The 20,153-nt window shown below is 51.1% G+C and carries 15 protein-coding genes and 1 tRNA gene; 6 read left to right on the top strand and 10 right to left on the bottom strand.

Annotated elements, in window-relative coordinates; translation table 11 throughout:
* The first annotated feature begins 41 nt into the window (after positions 1-41).
* From HQ48_RS00730 to rodA, 5 genes are all read left to right on the top strand, one after another.
* On the top strand, positions 42-1,061 hold the full coding sequence (locus HQ48_RS00730; RefSeq protein WP_044187902.1) for a rod shape-determining protein: 1,020 nt from the start codon (positions 42-44) through the stop codon (positions 1,059-1,061).
* A gap of 130 nt (positions 1,062-1,191) precedes the next feature.
* Complete coding sequence (mreC, locus tag HQ48_RS00725) at positions 1,192-2,055, top strand: rod shape-determining protein MreC (protein WP_044231236.1); 864 nt, start codon at positions 1,192-1,194, stop codon at positions 2,053-2,055.
* The gene (locus HQ48_RS00720; RefSeq protein ID WP_044231235.1) at positions 2,048-2,575 is read left to right on the top strand and encodes a hypothetical protein; all 528 of its coding nucleotides are present in this window, start codon (positions 2,048-2,050) and stop codon (positions 2,573-2,575) included. The genes mreC and HQ48_RS00720 overlap by 8 nt, the downstream gene beginning before the upstream one ends.
* A complete protein-coding gene (gene mrdA, locus HQ48_RS00715) occupies positions 2,565-4,424 on the top strand; it encodes a penicillin-binding protein 2 (RefSeq protein WP_044231233.1) in 1,860 nt (619 codons plus the stop codon). The genes HQ48_RS00720 and mrdA overlap by 11 nt, the downstream gene beginning before the upstream one ends.
* The gene (gene rodA, locus HQ48_RS00710; RefSeq protein ID WP_044231232.1) at positions 4,414-5,880 is read left to right on the top strand and encodes a rod shape-determining protein RodA; all 1,467 of its coding nucleotides are present in this window, start codon (positions 4,414-4,416) and stop codon (positions 5,878-5,880) included. The genes mrdA and rodA overlap by 11 nt, the downstream gene beginning before the upstream one ends.
* A 77-nt stretch (positions 5,881-5,957) precedes the next feature.
* On the opposite strand, the gene HQ48_RS00705 is transcribed toward rodA, so the two are convergent.
* The 10 genes from HQ48_RS00705 to rsmA form a co-directional block, all read right to left on the bottom strand.
* Positions 5,958-6,031: transfer RNA gene (locus HQ48_RS00705), tRNA-Thr, on the bottom strand.
* Positions 6,032-6,254: 223 nt separating this feature from the next.
* Positions 6,255-6,764 (bottom strand): isoprenylcysteine carboxyl methyltransferase family protein, encoded by a 510-nt coding sequence (locus HQ48_RS00700; protein ID WP_044231231.1) that lies wholly within the window; start codon positions 6,762-6,764, stop codon positions 6,255-6,257.
* A 787-nt stretch (positions 6,765-7,551) separates the two neighbouring features.
* Positions 7,552-9,819 (bottom strand): suppressor of fused domain protein, encoded by a 2,268-nt coding sequence (locus HQ48_RS00695; protein WP_081969667.1) that lies wholly within the window; start codon positions 9,817-9,819, stop codon positions 7,552-7,554.
* Positions 9,820-9,837: 18 nt separating this feature from the next.
* A complete protein-coding gene (locus HQ48_RS00690) occupies positions 9,838-10,602 on the bottom strand; it encodes an exodeoxyribonuclease III (protein WP_044231228.1) in 765 nt (254 codons plus the stop codon).
* Between the two features lie 162 nt (positions 10,603-10,764).
* Positions 10,765-13,425, bottom strand: coding sequence for a DNA mismatch repair protein MutS (gene mutS / locus HQ48_RS00685; RefSeq protein ID WP_044231227.1), 2,661 nt, complete (start codon positions 13,423-13,425; stop codon positions 10,765-10,767).
* Between the two features lie 27 nt (positions 13,426-13,452).
* Positions 13,453-13,866: a thioesterase family protein gene (locus tag HQ48_RS00680; RefSeq protein WP_044187953.1), complete on the bottom strand. Its 414-nt coding sequence runs from the start codon at positions 13,864-13,866 to the stop codon at positions 13,453-13,455.
* A gap of 113 nt (positions 13,867-13,979) precedes the next feature.
* On the bottom strand, positions 13,980-14,930 hold the full coding sequence (gene queG / locus HQ48_RS00675) for a tRNA epoxyqueuosine(34) reductase QueG (protein WP_052408895.1): 951 nt from the start codon (positions 14,928-14,930) through the stop codon (positions 13,980-13,982).
* Positions 14,931-14,942: 12 nt separating this feature from the next.
* The gene (locus tag HQ48_RS00670) at positions 14,943-15,878 is read right to left on the bottom strand and encodes an SPOR domain-containing protein (RefSeq protein ID WP_044231226.1); all 936 of its coding nucleotides are present in this window, start codon (positions 15,876-15,878) and stop codon (positions 14,943-14,945) included.
* A gap of 62 nt (positions 15,879-15,940) precedes the next feature.
* Positions 15,941-17,092: an iron-containing alcohol dehydrogenase gene (locus tag HQ48_RS00665; protein ID WP_044231225.1), complete on the bottom strand. Its 1,152-nt coding sequence runs from the start codon at positions 17,090-17,092 to the stop codon at positions 15,941-15,943.
* Between the two features lie 1,087 nt (positions 17,093-18,179).
* Positions 18,180-18,971 (bottom strand): 16S rRNA (adenine(1518)-N(6)/adenine(1519)-N(6))-dimethyltransferase RsmA, encoded by a 792-nt coding sequence (rsmA, locus tag HQ48_RS00660; protein ID WP_044231224.1) that lies wholly within the window; start codon positions 18,969-18,971, stop codon positions 18,180-18,182.
* A gap of 132 nt (positions 18,972-19,103) precedes the next feature.
* Between rsmA and HQ48_RS00655 the strand changes: the two genes are divergently transcribed.
* Positions 19,104-20,138 carry a lysylphosphatidylglycerol synthase transmembrane domain-containing protein gene (locus tag HQ48_RS00655; protein ID WP_044231223.1) on the top strand — a complete coding sequence of 345 codons (1,035 nt, stop codon included), beginning with the start codon at positions 19,104-19,106 and terminating at the stop codon, positions 20,136-20,138.
* Positions 20,139-20,153: the final 15 nt, after the last annotated feature.

Genomic DNA, 20,153 nt, shown 5'->3' with positions numbered 1-20,153 from the left:
TTCATACAGGCCTAACAAGAAGACTAAAACAAACAGACAGAATGGGACTATTCACCTTCAGACAAGAGTTGGCCATGGACCTAGGGACGGCCAATACTATCATAATCAAAGACGGCAAGATCGTTCTAGACGAACCCTCGGTGGTTGCCTTCGACGTTCGTACGGGCGAGATGATCGCCGTGGGGACTAAGGCACGTGAGATGTACGAAAAGGGTAATGCCAATATCCGTACGATTCGCCCGCTCCGTGACGGCGTAATTGCCGACTTCAACGCTGCGGAGAAAATGATACGTGGTATGATCCGCATGATCAGCCGTCGCCGTAGCTGGTTTACGCCATCGTATCGTATGGTTGTATGCATTCCCTCTGGCAGTACAGAGGTGGAGATCCGTGCCGTACGTGACTCAAGCGAACATGCAGACGGACGTGACATATATATGATCTATGAACCTATGGCTGCAGCCGTGGGCGTCGGGATTGATGTACTAGCCCCAGAGGGACACATGATTGTGGACATAGGTGGCGGTACGACGGAGATTGCCGTTATCTCGCTCGGTGGTATCGTCAAAGATGAGTCGATCCGTACGGCTGGCGATGAGTTCACTCGTGACATTATGGATCACATGCGCGACGTGCATAAGGTCAAGATTGGGGAGCGCACAGCCGAGCAGATTAAGATCAACGTTGGTGCGGTCTACATGGATCTAGACAATCCTCCTTCGGATTATCTAGTGCGTGGTGCCGATATGATGAATACGAAGCCTCGGGAGATCATGGTCAATTATCGTGAGATCTGCGAGTGTCTGGAGAAGTCTATCCTCAAAATCGAGAACGCAATCCTCAAAACACTCGACGAAACCCCTCCCGAGTTATACTCCGACATCTGTATCAATGGCGTTGTACTGGCAGGTGGCGGCGCACTGCTTAGAGGTCTTGACAAACGTCTGACCAATCGCTTCGGCATTGAGTTCAAGATCGCAGAAGATCCACTACACGCCGTAGCTATCGGTACGGGTGTTGCGCTCAAGAACATTGACACATTCAACTTCCTCATTCGATAGACCTTAGAGGCTCGCCCCTCTTGTAGGCTGGTTGTGCGTTTTCTGTCTATCAAGTTACCCTAGAGTCTGTGCCGTAAATCTCCTCTGTTGGATTTATGACGCAGGCTCGCCCTATTAAATTCGTCCGCTAGTGAATAAGCTCATCGACTTCATCATTGCGCACAAACATTGGTTCCTGTGGCTCGTGCTTCAGGCGATCGCTTTGTTGCTACTGATGAATGATGGGCTGTATCGTCGCAGTGTATCGATCTACGCGACCAATATGGCTGTTGGACACCTCAATGAGTGGATGACCGAGGGGCGGAGCTACCTAGACCTTAGACGCAAGAACGAACTGCTCCTGCAGGAGAAGGCTCGTCTAGAGCATGACTATATTGCCCTCAAACGTGCCGTCAGCGACGCCCAAGCAGAGGGCAATCTCCCCGACAGCCTGCTCTACAACCTACAGGGCATGACCCGTCGAGAGGTCGTGACGGCTCGTATCGTTAATCTGGTCAATAGGACAGGCGATCTCTACTACATCATCAACCGAGGAGAGCAAGACGGCATACGTGCCGACATGGCTGTGATGAGCGAACACGGCGTCATGGGTACTGTCATGCAGGCTTCGAAGCACTATGCAGTCGTAATCCCAGTGATCAACTCCAAGCTCAAGCTCAGCTGCTCGCTCAAAGGCAAAGAATATCGGGGGACGCTCAGTGCTCAGGGGCTCAATGCCCCCGTTATCCTAGGCGGATTACCCCTACATGCCGAGGTCGAGGCTGGCGATACGGTACAGACGAGTGGCTACTCCTATGTCTATCCCGAGGGACTTATGGTCGGCATCGTAGAGCAGAGTGATACCGAGGGCGTAGAGGGAGCAGAAACAGCTTTCGGCACTTACCGCATCCGTCTAGCGACCGACTTTGAGCGTTTGAGCTATGTTTATGTACTGCTAGTTCCACCAATGAGCGAGGCTCAGGAACTAGAGAAAACTGCTTTACCAGATGAATAGTACTTGGCTTCGCTTCATCTTGATGAGCTTGCTGATCATTGCTCTACAGGTGTGGGTGCTCAGTCCCATAGCGCTCTACCGTGTAGCTACACCATACGTCTACCCTGTCCTGCTGCTACTTTTGCCTATTCGTCTGAAGCCTACGGCACTCACGCTGATTGGCTTCGCTCTAGGCTCTATGATTGACATCCTCGGTATAACACCCGGGTTGCATGCCTCGGCTCTGACCTTCGTTGGCTTCCTGCGCTACTATCTAGTCAAGCCAATGCTAGACAAGAATATGCCCGACTATCTACTCCCTCTGTACGATACTCTCAAAGGCGGATCTATTCTTTTGCTCGTCGAGCTGATGACCCTACACCACGTGGTGCTGTATCTGCTAGATGCAGGTCAGTACTTCGACCTGCCTTTCCTGCTCATTCGCTTGGGAGCTGGCTGGCTATACTCCATGGTTCTGGCGCTCATCGTCCTCTTCTTCTTCTCTATTCGTCTCCAACCACGTCCGGGTCATGGTCAATGATAAGTTTTATAGTCGGCGGATTCTTTTCATCGCCATTACTATAGCGATTATCCTGATCTATATAGCCCGCCTCTTCTATCTGCAAATCCTAAGCGATGGTTACAAGGAGCGTGCAGAAAACAATGCCTATTACATCAAATCCATTCACCCCTCCCGTGGCGTCATCTACGATCGTCGTGGCAAGCTCCTCGTTGCCAATCGTCCTGCTTACGACCTGATGGTGACGATGAATGAGGCACGCCATAAGCTCGATACGACCAAGTTGGCAGAGGTAATCGGTATGCCTCGTGAGGAGCTAGCCGCCAAACTGGAGCAAGTCAAGGATCGTCGACGAAACCGAGGCTACTCGCCCTATACGGCTCAACTACTCATCTCTCAGCTTGAGCCCGAAGAGGTCGGGCGTTTCCAAGAACAACTCTACAAATTCCCCGGATTTCATATTCAGAGCCGTACAGTACGCCAGTACGACTATCACCATGCTGCACACATTCTAGGCTATCTTGGAGAGGCAAGCCCCTACGACCTAGAGCGAGACAGTGCACTTGTCGCTGGCGACTATGTGGGCAAGAGTGGCATTGAGCGCTTCTACGACAAAGCTCTCAGAGGTATCAAGGGGCGAGAAATCCTACTTAGGGACTCTCGTGGCCGCATCAAAGGCCGGCATAATGCTGGCCAAGATGATACTCAGCCCGTCAATGGGCAAGACCTCTACCTCTCGATCGACAGCGATCTGCAGGCTCTGGGCGAAGAGCTCATGCAGGGTAAACGTGGTGCCATAGTAGCAATCGAACCCAAAACTGGCGAGGTACTAGCGCTGGTGACCTCACCCACTTTCGACCCAGCCCTACTGGCTGGCAAAGACAAGGGCGAGCAGCATCGACTGCTTGAAGAAGTGCCGGGGAAGCCTCTATTCAACCGTGCTATTATGGGGACCTATCCCCCGGGCTCGACCTTCAAGCCCGCCCAAGCAGGCATATTTCTCGCCGAGAGAGTACTGATGCCTCAGACACCACTTAGCTGTGTTGGTGGCTATCCTCGCCTCAGAGGTCGTCCACGATGTCACCCACATGCCCCATCACCTGCGCTGATCTACTCATTGGCCACCTCTTGCAATAGCTACTACTGCTGGGGTATGCACTTCTTGCTAGACAATAGAGATCGCTACCCCAATATACAGGAAGCCTTCGAGGCATGGAAGCATCATATCGTATCGCTTGGCTTCGGCTACCCAACGGGTATAGACCTCAGCGGAGAGAAGCGTGGCTATATCCCCAACCACAAGGTCTACGACAAGGCTTATCCCAACGGCTGGAACTCTAGTACTATCATCTCAATCTCTATCGGGCAGGGTGAGATCCTCTCCACACCTCTACAGATGGCCAACTTGGCGGCAATCATCGCAGGTCGTGGGTCGTGGCGTAGGCCCCATGTGGTACAGCGCCTCTCCGGGTCGCCTCTAGACACCGCTTATACTGCTCTTAGGCACTCGTCTGTCACTGCTGAGCAGTGGGAGTATGTGGTGCAGGGTATGGCTATGGCTGTAACTTCTGGTACTTGTCGAGCAGCGAACTTCGCCCCCGGAGAGATTGAGGTTTGTGGCAAGACTGGTACCGCAGAGAATCCGCATGGTAAGGACCACTCCGCTTTCATTGGCTTCGCACCACGCCAAAATCCACGCATCGCCATCGGGGTTTATGTGGAGAATGGAGGCTTTGGAGCCCGATTTGGCGTACCTATCGGCCGTGTGATGATGGAGCACTACCTACGAGAGGGCAAACTCTCCGAAACGGCCTTAGCCATAGCAGGCGAAATGAAACGGACATCAATCTCGTACTACAATGGGCTCTAAGCGCAACGAATCTCTCTGGAAGTCGATTGACTGGTTTACTATCGCCCTCTACTTGATCCTAATCATAGCGGGGTGGTTTGCAATCTGTGGTGCAACCTATAGCTTCGATGCAACCGAACTGGTCGCTGCTGGTAGCCGCCCGATGATGCAGCTTATATGGATGGGGCTGGGTTTGGTGATTGCTTTCGCCGTACTCATGGTCAATCCTAGGATCTTTGAGGAGGGAGCTCCCATATTCTACCTGCTAATGCTGGGGCTTCTGCTGGTGACGATCTTTGTCGCCCCCGACATCAAAGGCTCGCACTCATGGTTAGTCATAGGTCCTCTGCGTCTACAGCCAGCAGAGTTCGCCAAGGTTGCCACTGCACTTGTCCTCGCTTGGCAATGCAATAAGTATGGTTTCGAGATCAATTCTTTCCGTAGCTACGCCACGCTAATAGGGATTATTTTTATCCCTATCCTAATGATCCTTGCCCAGAGCGAAACGGGCTCGGCCTTGGTTTTCTTCGCTCTCTTTTTAGCCCTCTATCGAGAGGGTTTCTCGGGGCTGTTTATGGGTCTAGGCTTCTCTGCCGTAGTCTACTTTGTCGGGGCTCTAGTACTTGATGGTGTCCTTTGGCTTGGCAATACCACTCGAGCCGATGTGCTCGTCGTGGGTAATGCTGTGCAGCTCTTTACCCTCGGCATGCTTGCTATCTATGGCAAACGTATGCTCCCGCTCGTACTAAAGATTGGCGCTGCTGGAGCCCTACTGCAGCTTGTTGGCCTCCTAGTAAATCTCTATCTCTACCCCTTCGATCTCTCTTGGCTTACTCTAGGGCTCTTGGCTACGCTTATCGGCTATCTGCTCTATCTATCACTCAGCCAATATCTCTCTCGTTATTTACTGATAGCAGGCTTCGCCCTAGGCTCTCTCGGCTTCTTCTACTCGACGAGTTATGTCTTCGATGAGATCCTTGAGCCACACCAGCAGGTGCGCATCAAAGTTGCCCTCGGGATAGAGAACGACCTACGAGGCAAAGGCTACAACGTAGATCAGTCTAAGATCGCCATCGGCTCGGGCGGACTATGGGGCAAAGGTTTCCTAGAGGGGACACAAACTAAGCTCAACTATGTACCCGAGCAGGATACGGACTTCATACTCTGCACCGTGGGCGAGGAAAAAGGCTTTGTCGGGACAACACTCCTGCTTCTGCTTTACGGCACACTCATTCTACGTCTAGCGGCACTTGCCGAGCGTCAGACCTCTACTTTTGGGCGTGTATATGGCTATTCGGTAGCCTCTATTCTGCTCTTTCACCTCTTCATCAATGTGGGTATGGTTATTGGCCTAATTCCAGTGATCGGCATTCCGCTACCATTCTTTAGCTATGGAGGCTCTTCTCTGTGGGGCTTCAGCTTTTTGCTTTTCATTTTCCTTGGTATAGATGCTCGGCGACATAATAAGCACTTGTAGTAGTGCTTGCTGATGGCCCTCGGGGATATACAAAAAAGAAGACCGTCTACTGAAGTAGTAAACGGTCTTTTCTTTTGAGCCTCTTGTCGGATTCGAACCAACGACCCCGAGATTACAAATCACGTGCTCTGGCCAACTGAGCTAAAGAGGCAGGAGGGTAAGCGATCCATATCGCACCGCTACGACCTAATACCCTTGCTGCGATCAAACCCTGGGGGAGTCAAAGGGAGCTGGTCGTATGGGACTTACCCGATGCAAAGGTACTACTTTTCTGCGAATTTGCAATACCCGTCTAGACAAAAATGGCGAACTCCTTATGAGTTCGCCATTTAATCTTCTAATATCTAGAGCTTTTTGGTCTAGATGTTTTTTGCTTACCAGAGGGCTTTCATAGCCTCCGACTCGATGCGAATACGCTTAGCCAAGATGATACAGTAGATAGGTAAACCAATGGCAAGTGTGTACCATGAGTGGCAAAGTAGAGCAACCCCAATGAGCTCGGGGATGATGTTGAGGAAGTAGTTGGGGTGGCGTACCACACGGAAGAGCAGGCTACGCTCGATGCGATGATTAGGAGCGATATAGACCTTAACCGTCCAGATATCTCTAAGGCAGTAGATTACATAGAAGAGCATCGCATAGGCAAATAGCATCACGCCAATGCCTGCATACGAAGTCCCATCTAGCGCAGTACCTCTGAGATAGGCCTCTACTAGGGCTGCGATGTAGTAGGCCGTGTGGGCGAGTGTTAGTAGAAGCGAATTTTTGGCTCCATACTGTTTGGCTCCTAGTGAGATGAGGCGCTTTTCGTTGCGTATAGAAATCGCAAGCGTCATCAGTCTAACGGCGAAGAAAGCACCGAAAACAACAAAAATGGAAAACATAAATGTATAATAATAGATAGTTACTATGCTTGTAACGGGTAGATTTGGTGGAGATGATCTAGCCACTAGCCCTCTACGATATTGGGGGACAAAGGTAAAAAAGTCGTGTGGGCTAGACAAACCCTAGCCGAATACTCGAGCCACATCTATCAAAATCGGAGCGATAGGCTAGTGGGATCAATTCCAACTAACCACGGCGACACAGCACGCAGCGTCGCTACAAGCTAAAAAGGTTTAGGGGTGCTATTACTTCTTTTATGTTAAGAACCGTAAACAAATTGGGTCTAAATCGGGACGGACGGCAGAGAGGTTTTGGGCGATTGAGGCCACTGTTGAGCAAATTAATAGGAAGACTTTTTCGGATTGGTGGGCTAATCCTCGGCGATGTGTCTACTAATCCGAGAAGATTGATGGGAAGAAATCTCCAAAAAGGCGACACGAAAGCATAAAATTAGCCAGATGTATGTTTTATACATCTGGCTATTAGCTGATTACAATCCCCTTGTTTAGGGCGGTTATTTTCACTTGGCTGGAGGTGGGTCCCCAAGCGAGATCAGACTCCATCTAGAGCCCGCTAGAGGCCAAATACGAGGTTTGTGCTTTTTCGCCTGCTCGCTCTAGTGGTTTCCCAACAACATTCTGAAAAATGAACGAAAATCTAAATTCTACCCGCCAAGACCTATCCCCTCTACAAGAGGTAGAGCTATACACCTATTCCCTAAAACGAAAGGCTACGCCAAAGGTGAATTTGCCACAAACCCTACCTATTGATTTATGACAAATTTCCCTAGCTCGGGAGGATTTCATCTTGAGAGAACAGGCTGCTCCAGTCGTAGACATCGCCATCTGTAGACTGCCTATTGGGCTGACAGAGATTCTCTCGCTCAGGATCGTAAATAGGCGACAGAGCCATAATACCAGCCTCCTTGATCGACTTTTTGGTTCCTGTGACGATCAAATCTAACTCCTCCGCATAGATTGGGGTAACAGACATGAAAAAGATCTGCTCGCCCGTAGACAGAGTTAGCGGGCTAAGCTGCTTATGCCTACGTGTGATGCCCTTGAGCCCTCTGAAATATACGCCCGTAAATAGCCCAACTTCGTCCACCGAATCTGGTGCGAAATCAATACAATCACTCTCCTCGATAGAGCAGTCTTGGTTGTTGATGATGTACGTATTGAGCTTGAGCAATGCTTGTACGTACCACGGCGTGTTTCTGATTAGCTCAGGGGTAACGACCGTATCGGCTGGTAATGCGATGCAAAACTCTATACGCCCTCCCAGAGGCGAGAGAGTATCTGAGTTGCTCAGCAGCATGGTCGATGTACCGAGGCTCATGATAAGGTGGCAGGGCAGTGTAGGCGAGGGCGCAAACCAAAGGATCTGATAGTACTGGCCGCCCTGCTGGGAGATGCGCATCTTAAACTTCACCTCACCCAAGATTGGGGTTAGCTTACTCTCTATCTCCTCGTACTGGTCTATAGAGAGTGGCTCGGGTGTATCTAGAAACCAATCGGCATAGCGCTCGTAGATCTCTGGCGCTTCCTTGGCCTGAGCGAGGTATTCCTGCCCAATGAAGTAGCTCTGCTCTCCCTTAGGTGCGTAGCGGAAGTGTAGTTGAGCAAGGTAAGCAGCAGCCTCACTGGGGCGATAGCCTAGGCGATACATACGCTCAAAGAGCTCTATGGCTCGGTTTCTATACTGCATCAGCTCGCTCAAAACAGGTTCCTTTGGCTCAATGTAGGTGTAAGTATAGCCTAGTCGGTAGACGGCCAAGCCTGAGTCTGGCTGCTCCTCAACGCAGCGTTCGAGCACCGTGCGAGCCGCATCGAAGTCCTGAGCATTGTTGAGTGCACGACCATAGATCATACGCATCTGCCAGTCCCCCTGCTCACTCTTGGGCAGGCTCTTGTAGCGACTGATGATGATCGAGGGAGGGGCATTGAGCTCATTGAGCTGCTCCATGGTAAACCGATCGGTGCTATAGAGGCGACGTAGCTGATTGGTCTTCTTGGTATGGTCAATCAAATCAATATCTATGGGGATCTGTGGGGCTACCTCGGCGAGAGCCTCCATGAATTTAACCTCATCTGCGACCAATAGATCCAAATGATAGATATCCCCATGCTCTCCGCCCACACATTTACCCACGGGTAAGAGCGACTCTAATATATGTGCTCGCAAAGAGTAGAATAGACGAGAGGAGAGGCGCTCGCCCTCCTCTGGGTCGAGGGGGTAGCTTAGACGTAGACTGACAAACTTGATCCCTGCACGCATCAGCTCATTGGTATCGTGCTTGGGGGACTGACCTAGAGCCTCGTCAATCAGGGCTGGATAGGGAGTTGTGCCATCACGTCGCTCAAGGGCTAGATCATCGCCAAACGAGTAGTGGCAGAGATTGTGGTAGGGATCGAAAGGGACACGTAGTTTCTCTTCGCTGTCGAAGTGATACTTGGAGAACAAAGAAAAGATCGAGTCCATCTCTACCTCAGGAAATTCGCCTACCTGTACATCGCTCAAATAGAGCACACGCAGCGTTTCGCCGAAGAAATAGTCGATAGTCGCCCTAATGGCAGCCTTACCCTGCAAGGTATTGGCCTCAAACCCTTCGTTTGGTCGAATCAACAGCACCGTAGGATCGTCTGGACTGAAGGCAGCCTTCAGCCCCGATGGTTCCCAAACATCTAGAGATGGTAGCTCCACGTGTGCGAGCATACCCTCGGTTAGCATCAGCCACTTCTCGAGCTTAGAGGCAGGAAAGCTGAGAAACATCAGCACCCCGATGTAGTAGGGATACCTATGCTCTCCAAGCTCGAGGGATAGCAGATATGCTCCACTGGGGTATTCATTTTGGATTAGTAGCAAATCCGAGGGGATACGCACGTAGGCCCTTAGATCCGAATGGATTTTGGATAGCTCCCGATTGATTTTTTGCTCGGCTGTCGGGCCTCGCTTGGGAGGTTTCTTGACGTTGCGCCTAAGGGTAGCTTCGTTGGCGACGAACCACTCCCAAAAGACTTGGGTGCGCTCGTACATAGATGATTGATGTTCCATATCGTATTGTTGTTCTTGTCATTGTTTTAGCAAAACCTCCAGCGGGCAGTGGTCGCTATAGGCAACCTCCGAGAGCAGTCGAGCAGAGCACAGACGAGGCAATAGGCTCGCCGATAGTAGGCAGTAGTCGATGCGCCAACCTTTGTTGCTAGCCTTGGCATTGGCTCTGTAGCTCCACCACGAGTAGGCTTGTAGGTCTGGGTTGAGGTATCGCCACGCATCCGTATAGCCCTCGGAGAGGAACTCCGTCAGCCAAGCTCTCTCCTCGGGGAGGAAGCCACTGACCTTGGCATTGCGTACAGGGTCGTGAATGTCGATAGGCTGATGAGCGATATTGAAGTCCCCACAGATCAGTAGCTGTGCTCGCTCTAGAGCCAGCTGCTGTATGTAGCGTTGCCAAACCTTGTGGAAGCGCATCTTATAGGCGATACGCTCTGCGCCACTCGAGCCTGAAGGGTGATAGACACAGATGACGGTAAGGTCGCCAAAGTCAGCCCTGATTACTCGCCCTTCGCAGTCGAACTCCTGCTCCCCTATCCCACAAACGACATAGTCGGGTTTGCGCTTGCTCAGTAGTGCCACCCCGCTATAACCTTTGCGCTCCGCCGAATGCAAGATCACATGGTAGCCTAGGCGAGCGAATTGCTCGGTGTCGAGCTGATCAGGCTGTAGCTTGATCTCTTGCAGACAGACCACATCGGGCGATGTTTGCTCAAACCAATTGAGCAAGCCTTTGGCGATGGCTGCACGCAGGCCATTGACGTTGTAGGTGATAATGTTCATTATTCTGAATATCTATCTGCAGGAACTGGGCACGGAGGCTTCAAGTACTGGCTTTCCAATTGGCACAAAGTTATCCAAAAGATTGCGCTTCTGAACAAAAAAGCAGGTATGCGCCAATCAAATTGACGACATACCTGCTCGGATATTGCCTCCCTGCGAGTACTATTTCATCTTGATCAAGCCCTGTATCTCGCTGAGTTTATTCAGAGCCTCTAGCGGTGTCAGGTGATTGATGTCCACCTTGAGCAGAGCCTCTCGGATCTGCGATAGCACTGGATCGTCTAGTTGAAAGAAACTCATCTGTACACCCGTCAAATTCGTTGGCTCTGCATCAACCTTTTTCTTAGGCTTGGCACCAACATTCTTGGCCAACTGCTCCGTGTCTGTCTGCCCTACTCCCTGATGCTCCCTCTCTAGCTGCGTTAGAATATCGGATGCACGCTCTACGATAGAGAGTGGCATACCGCCGAGCTTGGCCACCTGTATCCCGAAGCTGTGCTCACTGCCTCCGGGGACGAGCTTACGCAAGAAGAGCATCTTACCGTCTATTTCACGTGCCGAAACGTTGAAGTTTTTTACTCTGAGCAGACGGCTCTCCAGATCATTCAACTCATGGTAATGAGTGGCAAAGAGAGTTTTGGCCTTGCCTGCGGCATTCTCGTGCAGATACTCGATAATGCTCCATGCGATCGAGATACCGTCGTACGTACTCGTCCCACGTCCTAGCTCATCGAATAGGACAAGGCTTCGAGGAGTGAGGTTATTCAAAATGCTCGATGCCTCCTGCATCTCCACCATGAAGGTCGATTCGCCTCGGGAAATGTTGTCCGACGCACCTACACGAGTGAAGATTGCGTCCACAATACCTATGCGTGCCGAGTCGGCTGGTACGAAAGCTCCCACTTGGGCCAAGAGCGTAATTAAGGCCGTCTGACGCAGTAGAGCACTCTTACCACTCATATTCGGCCCCGTGATGACGATGATCTGCGTTTCTTCGTCGTCGAGATAAACATCATTGGGAATGTAGCTCTGCCCTAGAGGTAGCTGCCGCTCGATGACGGGGTGGCGACCACTTTTGATGTCAATGACTGTACTATCGTCCAGCACTGGGCGCACATATCCATAGCGACGAGCGGCCTCGGCAAACGAAGCCAAGCAGTCTAGGCGTGCAGCAATCTGACTATTGAGCTGGATTGTCTGCACATGGCGAGAGAGCTCTTGGATAAGTTCGCCGAAGATTCGGCTCTCAATGATGGCGATGCGTCCCTCAGCTCCAAGTATCTTCTCCTCATACTCCTTGAGCTCGGGCATGATGTATCGCTCGGCATTGACCAATGTTTGCTTGCGTATCCAGTCTTCGGGCACGCGATCCTTGTGCGTATTGCGCACCTCAAGGAAGTAACCGAAGACATTGTTGAATGAGATCTTGAGATTTGGAATCCCGGTGCGCTTACTCTCCCGTTGCTGGATCTGGACCAAGTAGTCCTTACCACCAGAGGAGAGGCTACGCAGCTCATCTAGCTCGGCATCTACGCCATCGGCAATGACGGCTCCACGGCCTAGAGCAATAGGCGCATCTGGCATCAGGGTTTGGTCAATCATCGCACAGACTCCAGTACATGGGTCTATCCGCTCGGCCAATTTGCGCAGATGATCGTATGGGCTAGACATACAGAGCTCACGTACCTGAGCAAGCGAAGTGAGCGAAGCCTGCATCTGATTGACTTCTCTCGGACCAATACGGCCTACAGCGGCTTTAGAAACAAGGCGTTCGAGGTCGCCGATCGAGCTCAAAAGCCCTATAACCTGCTCACGAAGCTCGGCAGACTCTAGCAGATCGGCTACGATGAGCTGACGCATCTCGATGCTCTGCCTATCAATAAGCGGGAAAGCCAACCAACGACGCAGCAGGCGCCCTCCCATCGGCGTCCGAGTAAAATCTATGATGTCGAGCAAGCTCTTACCCTCGCTCTGATTCATCGGCTGAATGATCTCTAGACTTCTAAGTGTAAAGGAGTCTAGACGCATGAAGCCCGAGCGATCGATACAGCGGAGCGTGGTGATATGACCGGTCTTGAGATGGCTAGTAAGCTCTAGATAACTTAAAATAGCCCCTGCCGAGGCAATCGCCAAGGTCAGATGCTCAGCTCCGAAGCCTTTGAGGCTCTGTACGCCAAAGTGCGTGAGCAGACGAGTACGATTATTCTCAATGGAGAAGGACCAATCGTCTAGCTCGAAGATCAGATGGCCGAAGTTGAGGCACTGATTGACTTGCCTGCGCTGTTTGCGCTCGACGAGTAGCTCTTTGGGTTGATAGCTCTCGATAAGCTTGTCGATATGGTCTATCGTCCCCTCCGAACAGAGGAACTCGCCCGTAGAGATGTCTAGCAGCGCCAGACCTGCTTGGCCATCGCTCGAGAGATAGACTGCTGCCAGATAATTATTTTCCTTGTGCTTGAGTACATTGTCCCCCATAACTAGGCCGGGCGTGACGAGCTCTGTAATGCCTCGCTTGACGAGCTTTTTCGTCTGCTTGGGATCCTCTAGCTGATCGCATATAGCCACTCTCCTACCCGAGCGCACGAGTTTGGGCAGATAGTTGTCTAGCGCATGATGTGGGAAGCCCGCAAGCTCGACGAACTGAGCCGCACCATTGGCACGACGTGTGAGCGTGATGCCCAGTATCTCAGAGGCATCGACCGCATCCTCTGCGAATGTTTCGTAGAAGTCGCCCACCCTAAAGAGCAGAATCGCATCAGGATGTTGGTCCTTGATGCGATAATACTGCTGCATCAATGGCGTCTCAACGTGCTTCTTGGCCATAAGCTATAGGAGAAAGTAAGGGAGTGATTAGTCTTTTTTGAGTATATCCTTGAGCAGGTTGTCGAAGTATTCGCCACGAGTGATGACACCGTCCTGAACAGCGACAACCTCTACCTCGCCATGTGCCGCCACAGTGCCGTCTTCGAATAGAATGTCTTGATCAAAGATGAGCTTAGGCGACTTCATACGACAGCTCAGAGCCGAGCGAAAGCGATCGCCACTACGCAGAGATTTACGGTAGGTGATGGTTACCTTATAGACGAAAGCATCTAGCCCAGCATCGTGCATATCGCCAAAGTTTGCCCCTAGACTCTCCCAAAACTCGTGGCGTGTGTGCTCCATATACCTTTGGTAGTTGGCATTATTAACGACACCTTGCAGATCACATTCATAGTCCCTCACCTTCATATCCAGCGAGAATACATAGTCTTTAGCCTTCATTTCTATATCTTGATTTATAAAAGTATATGCCCACAAAGGTACGAACATACAGATAGACTGCGAAATCGGCACTATGCCTTACTATAAAGGGCGAGGCGCAGTACTTACTAATACTACTGAGGCAGGTTGCGACGAATAGCCCTAAGGCTACGCTTGAGCCCAGAGAGCCCTGCACGGCGAATGGCTTGGCCTGCAAACTGAATGTCGAACTCCTCTTGTTCCATTAGCTCGAGCCTTTCGACATCGAGCGACAAGAGGTGCGGACGAATACGGAAGTCCTCAACCTCCGAGGGCCGTGCAAAGCGATTCCACGGACAGCAAGTTTGGCACGCATCACACCCGTAGATTCTCGCCCCCATAAGTTCGGACAGCTCCTGCGGAATCTCACCATGCTGCTCAATGGTTAGATAGCTGATACAACGACGGGCATCCATCACCCCCGGGGCAAGTAGAGCCTTAGTAGGACAGCTATCGAGGCAACGTGTACAAGCTCCACAGCGGCTCGACATTGGTTCATCGGGAAGTAAATCTATATCAACCAGAAGCTCTCCGAGGAAAAAGAAGCTCCCTGCTTTGGGAATGATCAGAAGACCATTCTTGCCAATCCACCCTAGGCCTGCCTGATGTGCCCAATAGCGCTCTAGTATGGGTGCCGAATCTGAGAAAGCCCGACCCGAAACCTCTAGGGCAATCTCTCGTTTGATAAAAGCAAGTAGCTGATCGAGCCGCTTCTTGACCACCTTGTGATAGTCACGGCCATAGGCATAGTAGGCAAACTGTGGTAGGTGTGCAGGCTGAAAGGTGTGGGGGTAATAGTTCATCGCCACAACAATCAGCGAGCGAGTACCCGGCACCAACACTCTAGGATCTTGCCTTGGGTCGGCATTACGCTCTAGATAGCTCATCTCGCCATTGAAGCCTTGGGCTAGCCAAGCCTCATAGCCCTCGTAGAGAGCCTTGGGTGCCGCCTCAGCACGTGCTATGCCACAAGCAGAGAAGCCGAGGCGAATGGCCTCGGCTTTGATTCGTTGTGTAGCTTCCTCTATATGGGTTATCTGCGGCACCCAGCTAGTTCTTTATCGTCGCAGTGTGTAGACCCAAGCCTCAGGATGCAGATGGCTGATTTGCTTGAGATAGGTATAGGCCTCGGTATTGGAAGTAAAATCTCCTGCCGAAACACGATGCATCTTACTCCCACGCAGTATCTTCAGATGCGACAAACCCTGATTGATCGCTCGCTCGTAGTGTGCTAGGGCTAGCTCCTCGCTGTGCTCCGAGGCTATGATCACATAGTAGCGACCAGCCTCCGCCTCAATCCACGCAGATGTGTCCTCTACCACCTGTTCACTCTCCCGATCTATCACGGGCTGTAGAGCATCATCGCCCCAAACCTGACGGACGCTCAGTTCACTTGGCACGAAGCTAGCAGTAAATATCTCCCTAGACTCGGTAAGCTCACCCCATGGAGCAAATGCCAATAGGATAGCAGCTGCAGAGGCAGCCCAACCCAACGCACGTTTGGGTAGGCGTATCTGTAGATAATCGCCAGCACGAGAGGGCGCAGCAAGCCTCCGCTCCCCCATAGCCTGAGCAATCTCTGGCATCGGGATAGGCATCAGCCCATAGGAAGCAGGGCAAAGTGATGCCGCAGAGTCTGGGACGAAGGATAGACACCCCTCTTCACTTAGGCTAAGCACGCCGAGAGAAGGGAGATGATACTCACGCTTACGCACAAGTTCGCTACGCAGACTACGTGCGTCCTCCTCTAGCATGATGCGTGCGCGACGCATCGAAATCCCATAGATTGACGCATATCGTCCCTCTAGCAGCCCATCATGGTGTCTGAGCGCTTCGTTGAAGCGTAGCTCAGCCCGAGGCGGATAAGCCAAATGTGCTACTTGGTCGAGCCGAGCAGGCATGGCTTCGAGGACGAAGCCCCCAATCTCTGGCACGACGACACAAGTATGCTGCACCAGCAGAGCCTCAATATGTTTGGCAAGTCTTGTACTCATTGGGCAAATGATTGATATATGCCTCAAAGATAGCGCATTTTTGCTAAACGATGCGTGTCCATCTAGCGAGCTACCTGCAAGATACGAGCCACGACAGCAGAGTCGATATCCTGATTCTCGCCTAGAAGTGTACCTCGCTCGGCAAATCGACGCACGATCTCGGCCTCTACCTCTGGGCCAATACCACGCTCTCCTAGACGAGTTTCTAGGCCAAGGCTACGGAAAAATGCCTCCGTCCGATCTATTGCTTGGTCGATACACTCATCTTCGCTCCCCGAAGTAATCCCCCATACACGCTGAGCATAGTGTAGTAGCTTAGCTCGCTTGCTACCATGTCCCAAAACACGTAGTAGGGCTGGCAGGACAATGACAAGTGTGTGCCCATGAGTTAGCCCCGTAAGTGCTGTCAGTTCGTGCCCGATGCGGTGCGTTGCCCAATCCTCGGTGATGCCCATAGCGATGAAGCCATTGAGTGCCATCGTCGCCGAGAGCATGAAGTTCGCTCGGGCATCATAGTCCGCTGGCTCGCGCTGTATGGCCTCACGTTGCTCAATGAGTGTGAGCATAATGCCCTCTGCCCAACGATCCATCAGCGGGCTCTCGCCTGCACGGCAGATGTACTGCTCCATGACGTGAACAAAGCTATCTGCAATGCCGCAGGCTACCTGATAGGCAGGCAGAGAGAAGGTGTATCGTGGCTCGAGGATAGAGAACAATGGATACTCGCCCCAAAAACCGAATTTCTCTTGCGTTTTGATACTGGAGATCACCGCCCCTCGATTCATTTCGCTACCCGTAGCAGGTATGGTCAGCACGGTACCTAGAGGTAAGGTCACGACGCTACGATCTGCCCCCTTGAGCACCAGATCCCAAGCATCTCTCTCGGAGGGAATAGCATTAGCAATGAGCTTGCTGGCATCGAGCACAGAGCCTCCGCCTACGGCTAGGACGAAATTAACGCCCTCACGCTTACCTAGCTCGATGGCTTTACGCAGGGTTTCTACCTTGGGATTGGGCTCTATACCCCAGAACTCCACACAGTCGAATTCCTTGAGCTGACGACAAACATCGTCATAGACTCCGTTGCTTTTGACACTACCGCCACCGAAGGTCAGCAGAATTTTGCTCCCCTGAGGAATGCGCTTAGGGAGCATCTCGATCATTCCCTCGCCGAAAAGTAACTCGGTTGGGTTACGAAATTTGAATGGATTCATATCTATTCTAGCCTAGTTTGATACATCATAGTTTGGTTCTCTCAAAGGTAGTATAAAATGTCAAAGCCAAATACCTTACCTCTACAAACAATCCCATAAAACCTCCCATAAATGAAAAGGTAATATCCGTCGAGGTTCGTGCTATATAAAGATTTAATCCCCATGTCTTAGGCTACATGATTCCCTTCCTCCTGAATACCTATAAAGAAGAGTGACCACAATTGCTCCAACATACTCAGTTTAAACGCAGCGTACTGTACCGAAAAACAACCATTACTCTGCCTTGAAACACTCAGGCATACACACTCGCTCCACTCGAGGGCGGTGATATAACTCCCCACATAGTTACAAACTCGAAAAGATTTAGGGGGCGACTTTGCTTCTTTTGTGTTAAGAACCGTAAACAAATTGAGCCTAAATTGGGGCGGACGGCAGAGAGGTTTTGGGCGATCGAAGGCGACTATTGAGTAAATTAATGGGAAGACCTTTTCGGATTGGTGGGCTAATCCTCGGCGATATGTCCACTAATCCGAGTAGATTGAAGGAAAGAAATCCCCCAAAAGGCGACACGAAAGCATAAAATTAGCTAGATGTTTATTTTATATATTTGGTTATTAGTTATTTACAAAACGCTTGTTTTAGGCGGTTATTTTACACGGCTGGAGGTGGAGTGCCCAAACGAGGTCAGACGCCGTCTAGAGCCCGCTAGAGGCCAAATACGAGGTCTGTACTTTTTCTCCTGCTCGCTCTAGTGGTTTCCCAACAACATTCTGAAAAATGAACGAAAATCTAAATTTTGCCTTCCCAGATCTACCCCCTCCTCAAGAGGCAAGCCCTATACCCCCCTCCCTTGAATAATTTTCTCTAAAGTCATGAAAACGATTGCACTCTGTACTCCTCTAGCAAGAAGGGGGTACAGAGTGCGTAAGATGTAAGACTCCAAGGCGGAGGCTGACAATGAAGTCCGTGCGGGACAGAGGGAGCATACCGAAGTATTTAGCCGAGGCCGAGTGTCATAGTCGCAAAACTGTTTGCGTATTATGACACACCGCCTTTTTAGGCGTTTTGGGCGCTAAAACACGTATTATCAGTTATTGCGCTTGTAAGCTTCCTCTAGCTGGGTTAGGTGAATGAATTGTTCTACAGAGAGTTGCTCGGGGCGCAGCGAGAAGATAGGATCGGCATAGCTGGGGTAGTCTGGCCCGAAGACAGCCTTGAGCGAATTGCGTAATGTTTTGCGGCGCTGATTAAATGCCGTCTTGACCATACGTTTGAAGTGCTCCTCCGAGCAGCCTAAGTCCGTCCGCTCATTGCGTACCAAGCGAATGACGCCACTTTTGACTTTGGGTGGTGGGTTAAATACGTGTTCGTCTACCGTGAAGAGGTACTCGACATCGTACCACGCTTGTAGCAGAACACTCAAGATACCATAGTCTTTATTGCCGGGAGGCGAAGCCAGCCGCTTGGCTACCTCTCGTTGTAGCATACCAGAGCATACGGGGATTCGCTCCCGATGCTCAAGCAGGCGGAAGAAGATTTGGCTAGAGATATTGTATGGATAGTTACCGATTAGGGCGAAGGGCTGCCCATCGGGGATACACTCATCTAGGTCTATGTGCAGGAAGTCGCCCTCTATGATTCGGCTCTCCAGCTGTGGGAAGTGCTCTCGCAGATAGGCTACCGACTCCTTGTCGATCTCGATGACACGTGTATCGTACCCGAGCTCTAGGAGAAACTGTGTGAGCATGCCCATACCGGGGCCGATCTCTAGTAGAGGTAGGTCCTTGTATTCGATGAGGCTAGAGGCGATCCGCTCGGCTATACCTAGGTCTGTGAGGAAGTGTTGCCCGAGGGCTTTCTTGGCTCTAACTTGAATCATAGACTGAATAAATGTTATTATATTTGTCTTGTTATTGAGATACTAAAGTAATACAATTATTGGTACTTGACTTTTACTCCTCTAGGGTCTATCTCCGAGAGAGAAGTGTGGGGTCGAGGAAATGCAAAGACATTGATAGCGAACGAAAGACTCAAGTCAATCCTCCGACTTGTATTGCCCATAGTCCTCGGTTTCGGGCTGCTGTGGTGGCTCTACCGAGATATAGATTGGGGTGAAGTGCGCAGCATTCTAGAGACCAAACTTAACTATGGGGTTCTAGCCTTCAGCTTGATCTTTGGCTTGGGGGCTAACGTCGTCCGAGGATTGCGCTGGCAGCTACTCATAGATCCGCTTACCGAGGGGCAACCTCGCCCACGTCTGCGCAATGCCATCTATACGATACTTGGCTCCTATACGGTCAATATGGTCATTCCTCGTGCGGGGGAGCTATGGCGATGTGCCGAGTATAAGCGCCGAGAGCAGATCCCTTTCTCCAGCCTTCTAGGTACGCTCATTACGGATAGGCTGACCGATGTGATTTGTCTTGGCCTTATCCTCGTAGGGGTCGCCTTGGCCAATCCCGACTTTTTCCTAGGTTTGCTGGGGCAGGGGAGAGATTGGCAAGGGCTTTTGGCAGACCTGTTGGGTTCGCCTTGGCTGTATCTAGCTTTCGTTTTGGCTTTGCTAGGCTTCTATGCTTTGGCGCGTCTACTCAAGCGTCACCCTGAGCACCGCATCAGTCAAGCACTACACCAAGTGTGGGCAGGGATACAGAGCGTGCGTGTGATGAAGTATCGAGGCTTATTCATTATATATAGCATGCTCATTTGGCTGGGTTACTTCGGCTTTTTCTATACGGCTTTCTTCGCCTTCCCATTCACTCGAGAGCTGTCTGTGGGGGTAGCGCTGATTGCCTTCGGTATGAGTGCGCTGTCTGTGCTAGTGCCTGTGCAGAATGGTATGGGCGCTTGGCATTGGATAGTCGTCATGACGCTCGCCACATATGGTGTGTTGCAGACGGACGCCAAGAGTTTTGCTCTGATTGTGCACCTGACGCAGACCCTTTGGGTAACAATCGTGGGGCTGGTGGCAATCATCATTTTGCCGATTACGAACAGAGGTTACGTACGCATACAACAACACAATACATCGGACAAACAACATTAACTCTAAGATTTTGAC

The organism is Porphyromonas sp. COT-290 OH3588, from assembly GCF_000769075.1.
Taxonomy (GTDB): domain Bacteria; phylum Bacteroidota; class Bacteroidia; order Bacteroidales; family Porphyromonadaceae; genus Porphyromonas.
Note: the sequence above shows the minus strand (reverse complement) of the source record. Positions and strands in the feature narration are given on the sequence as shown.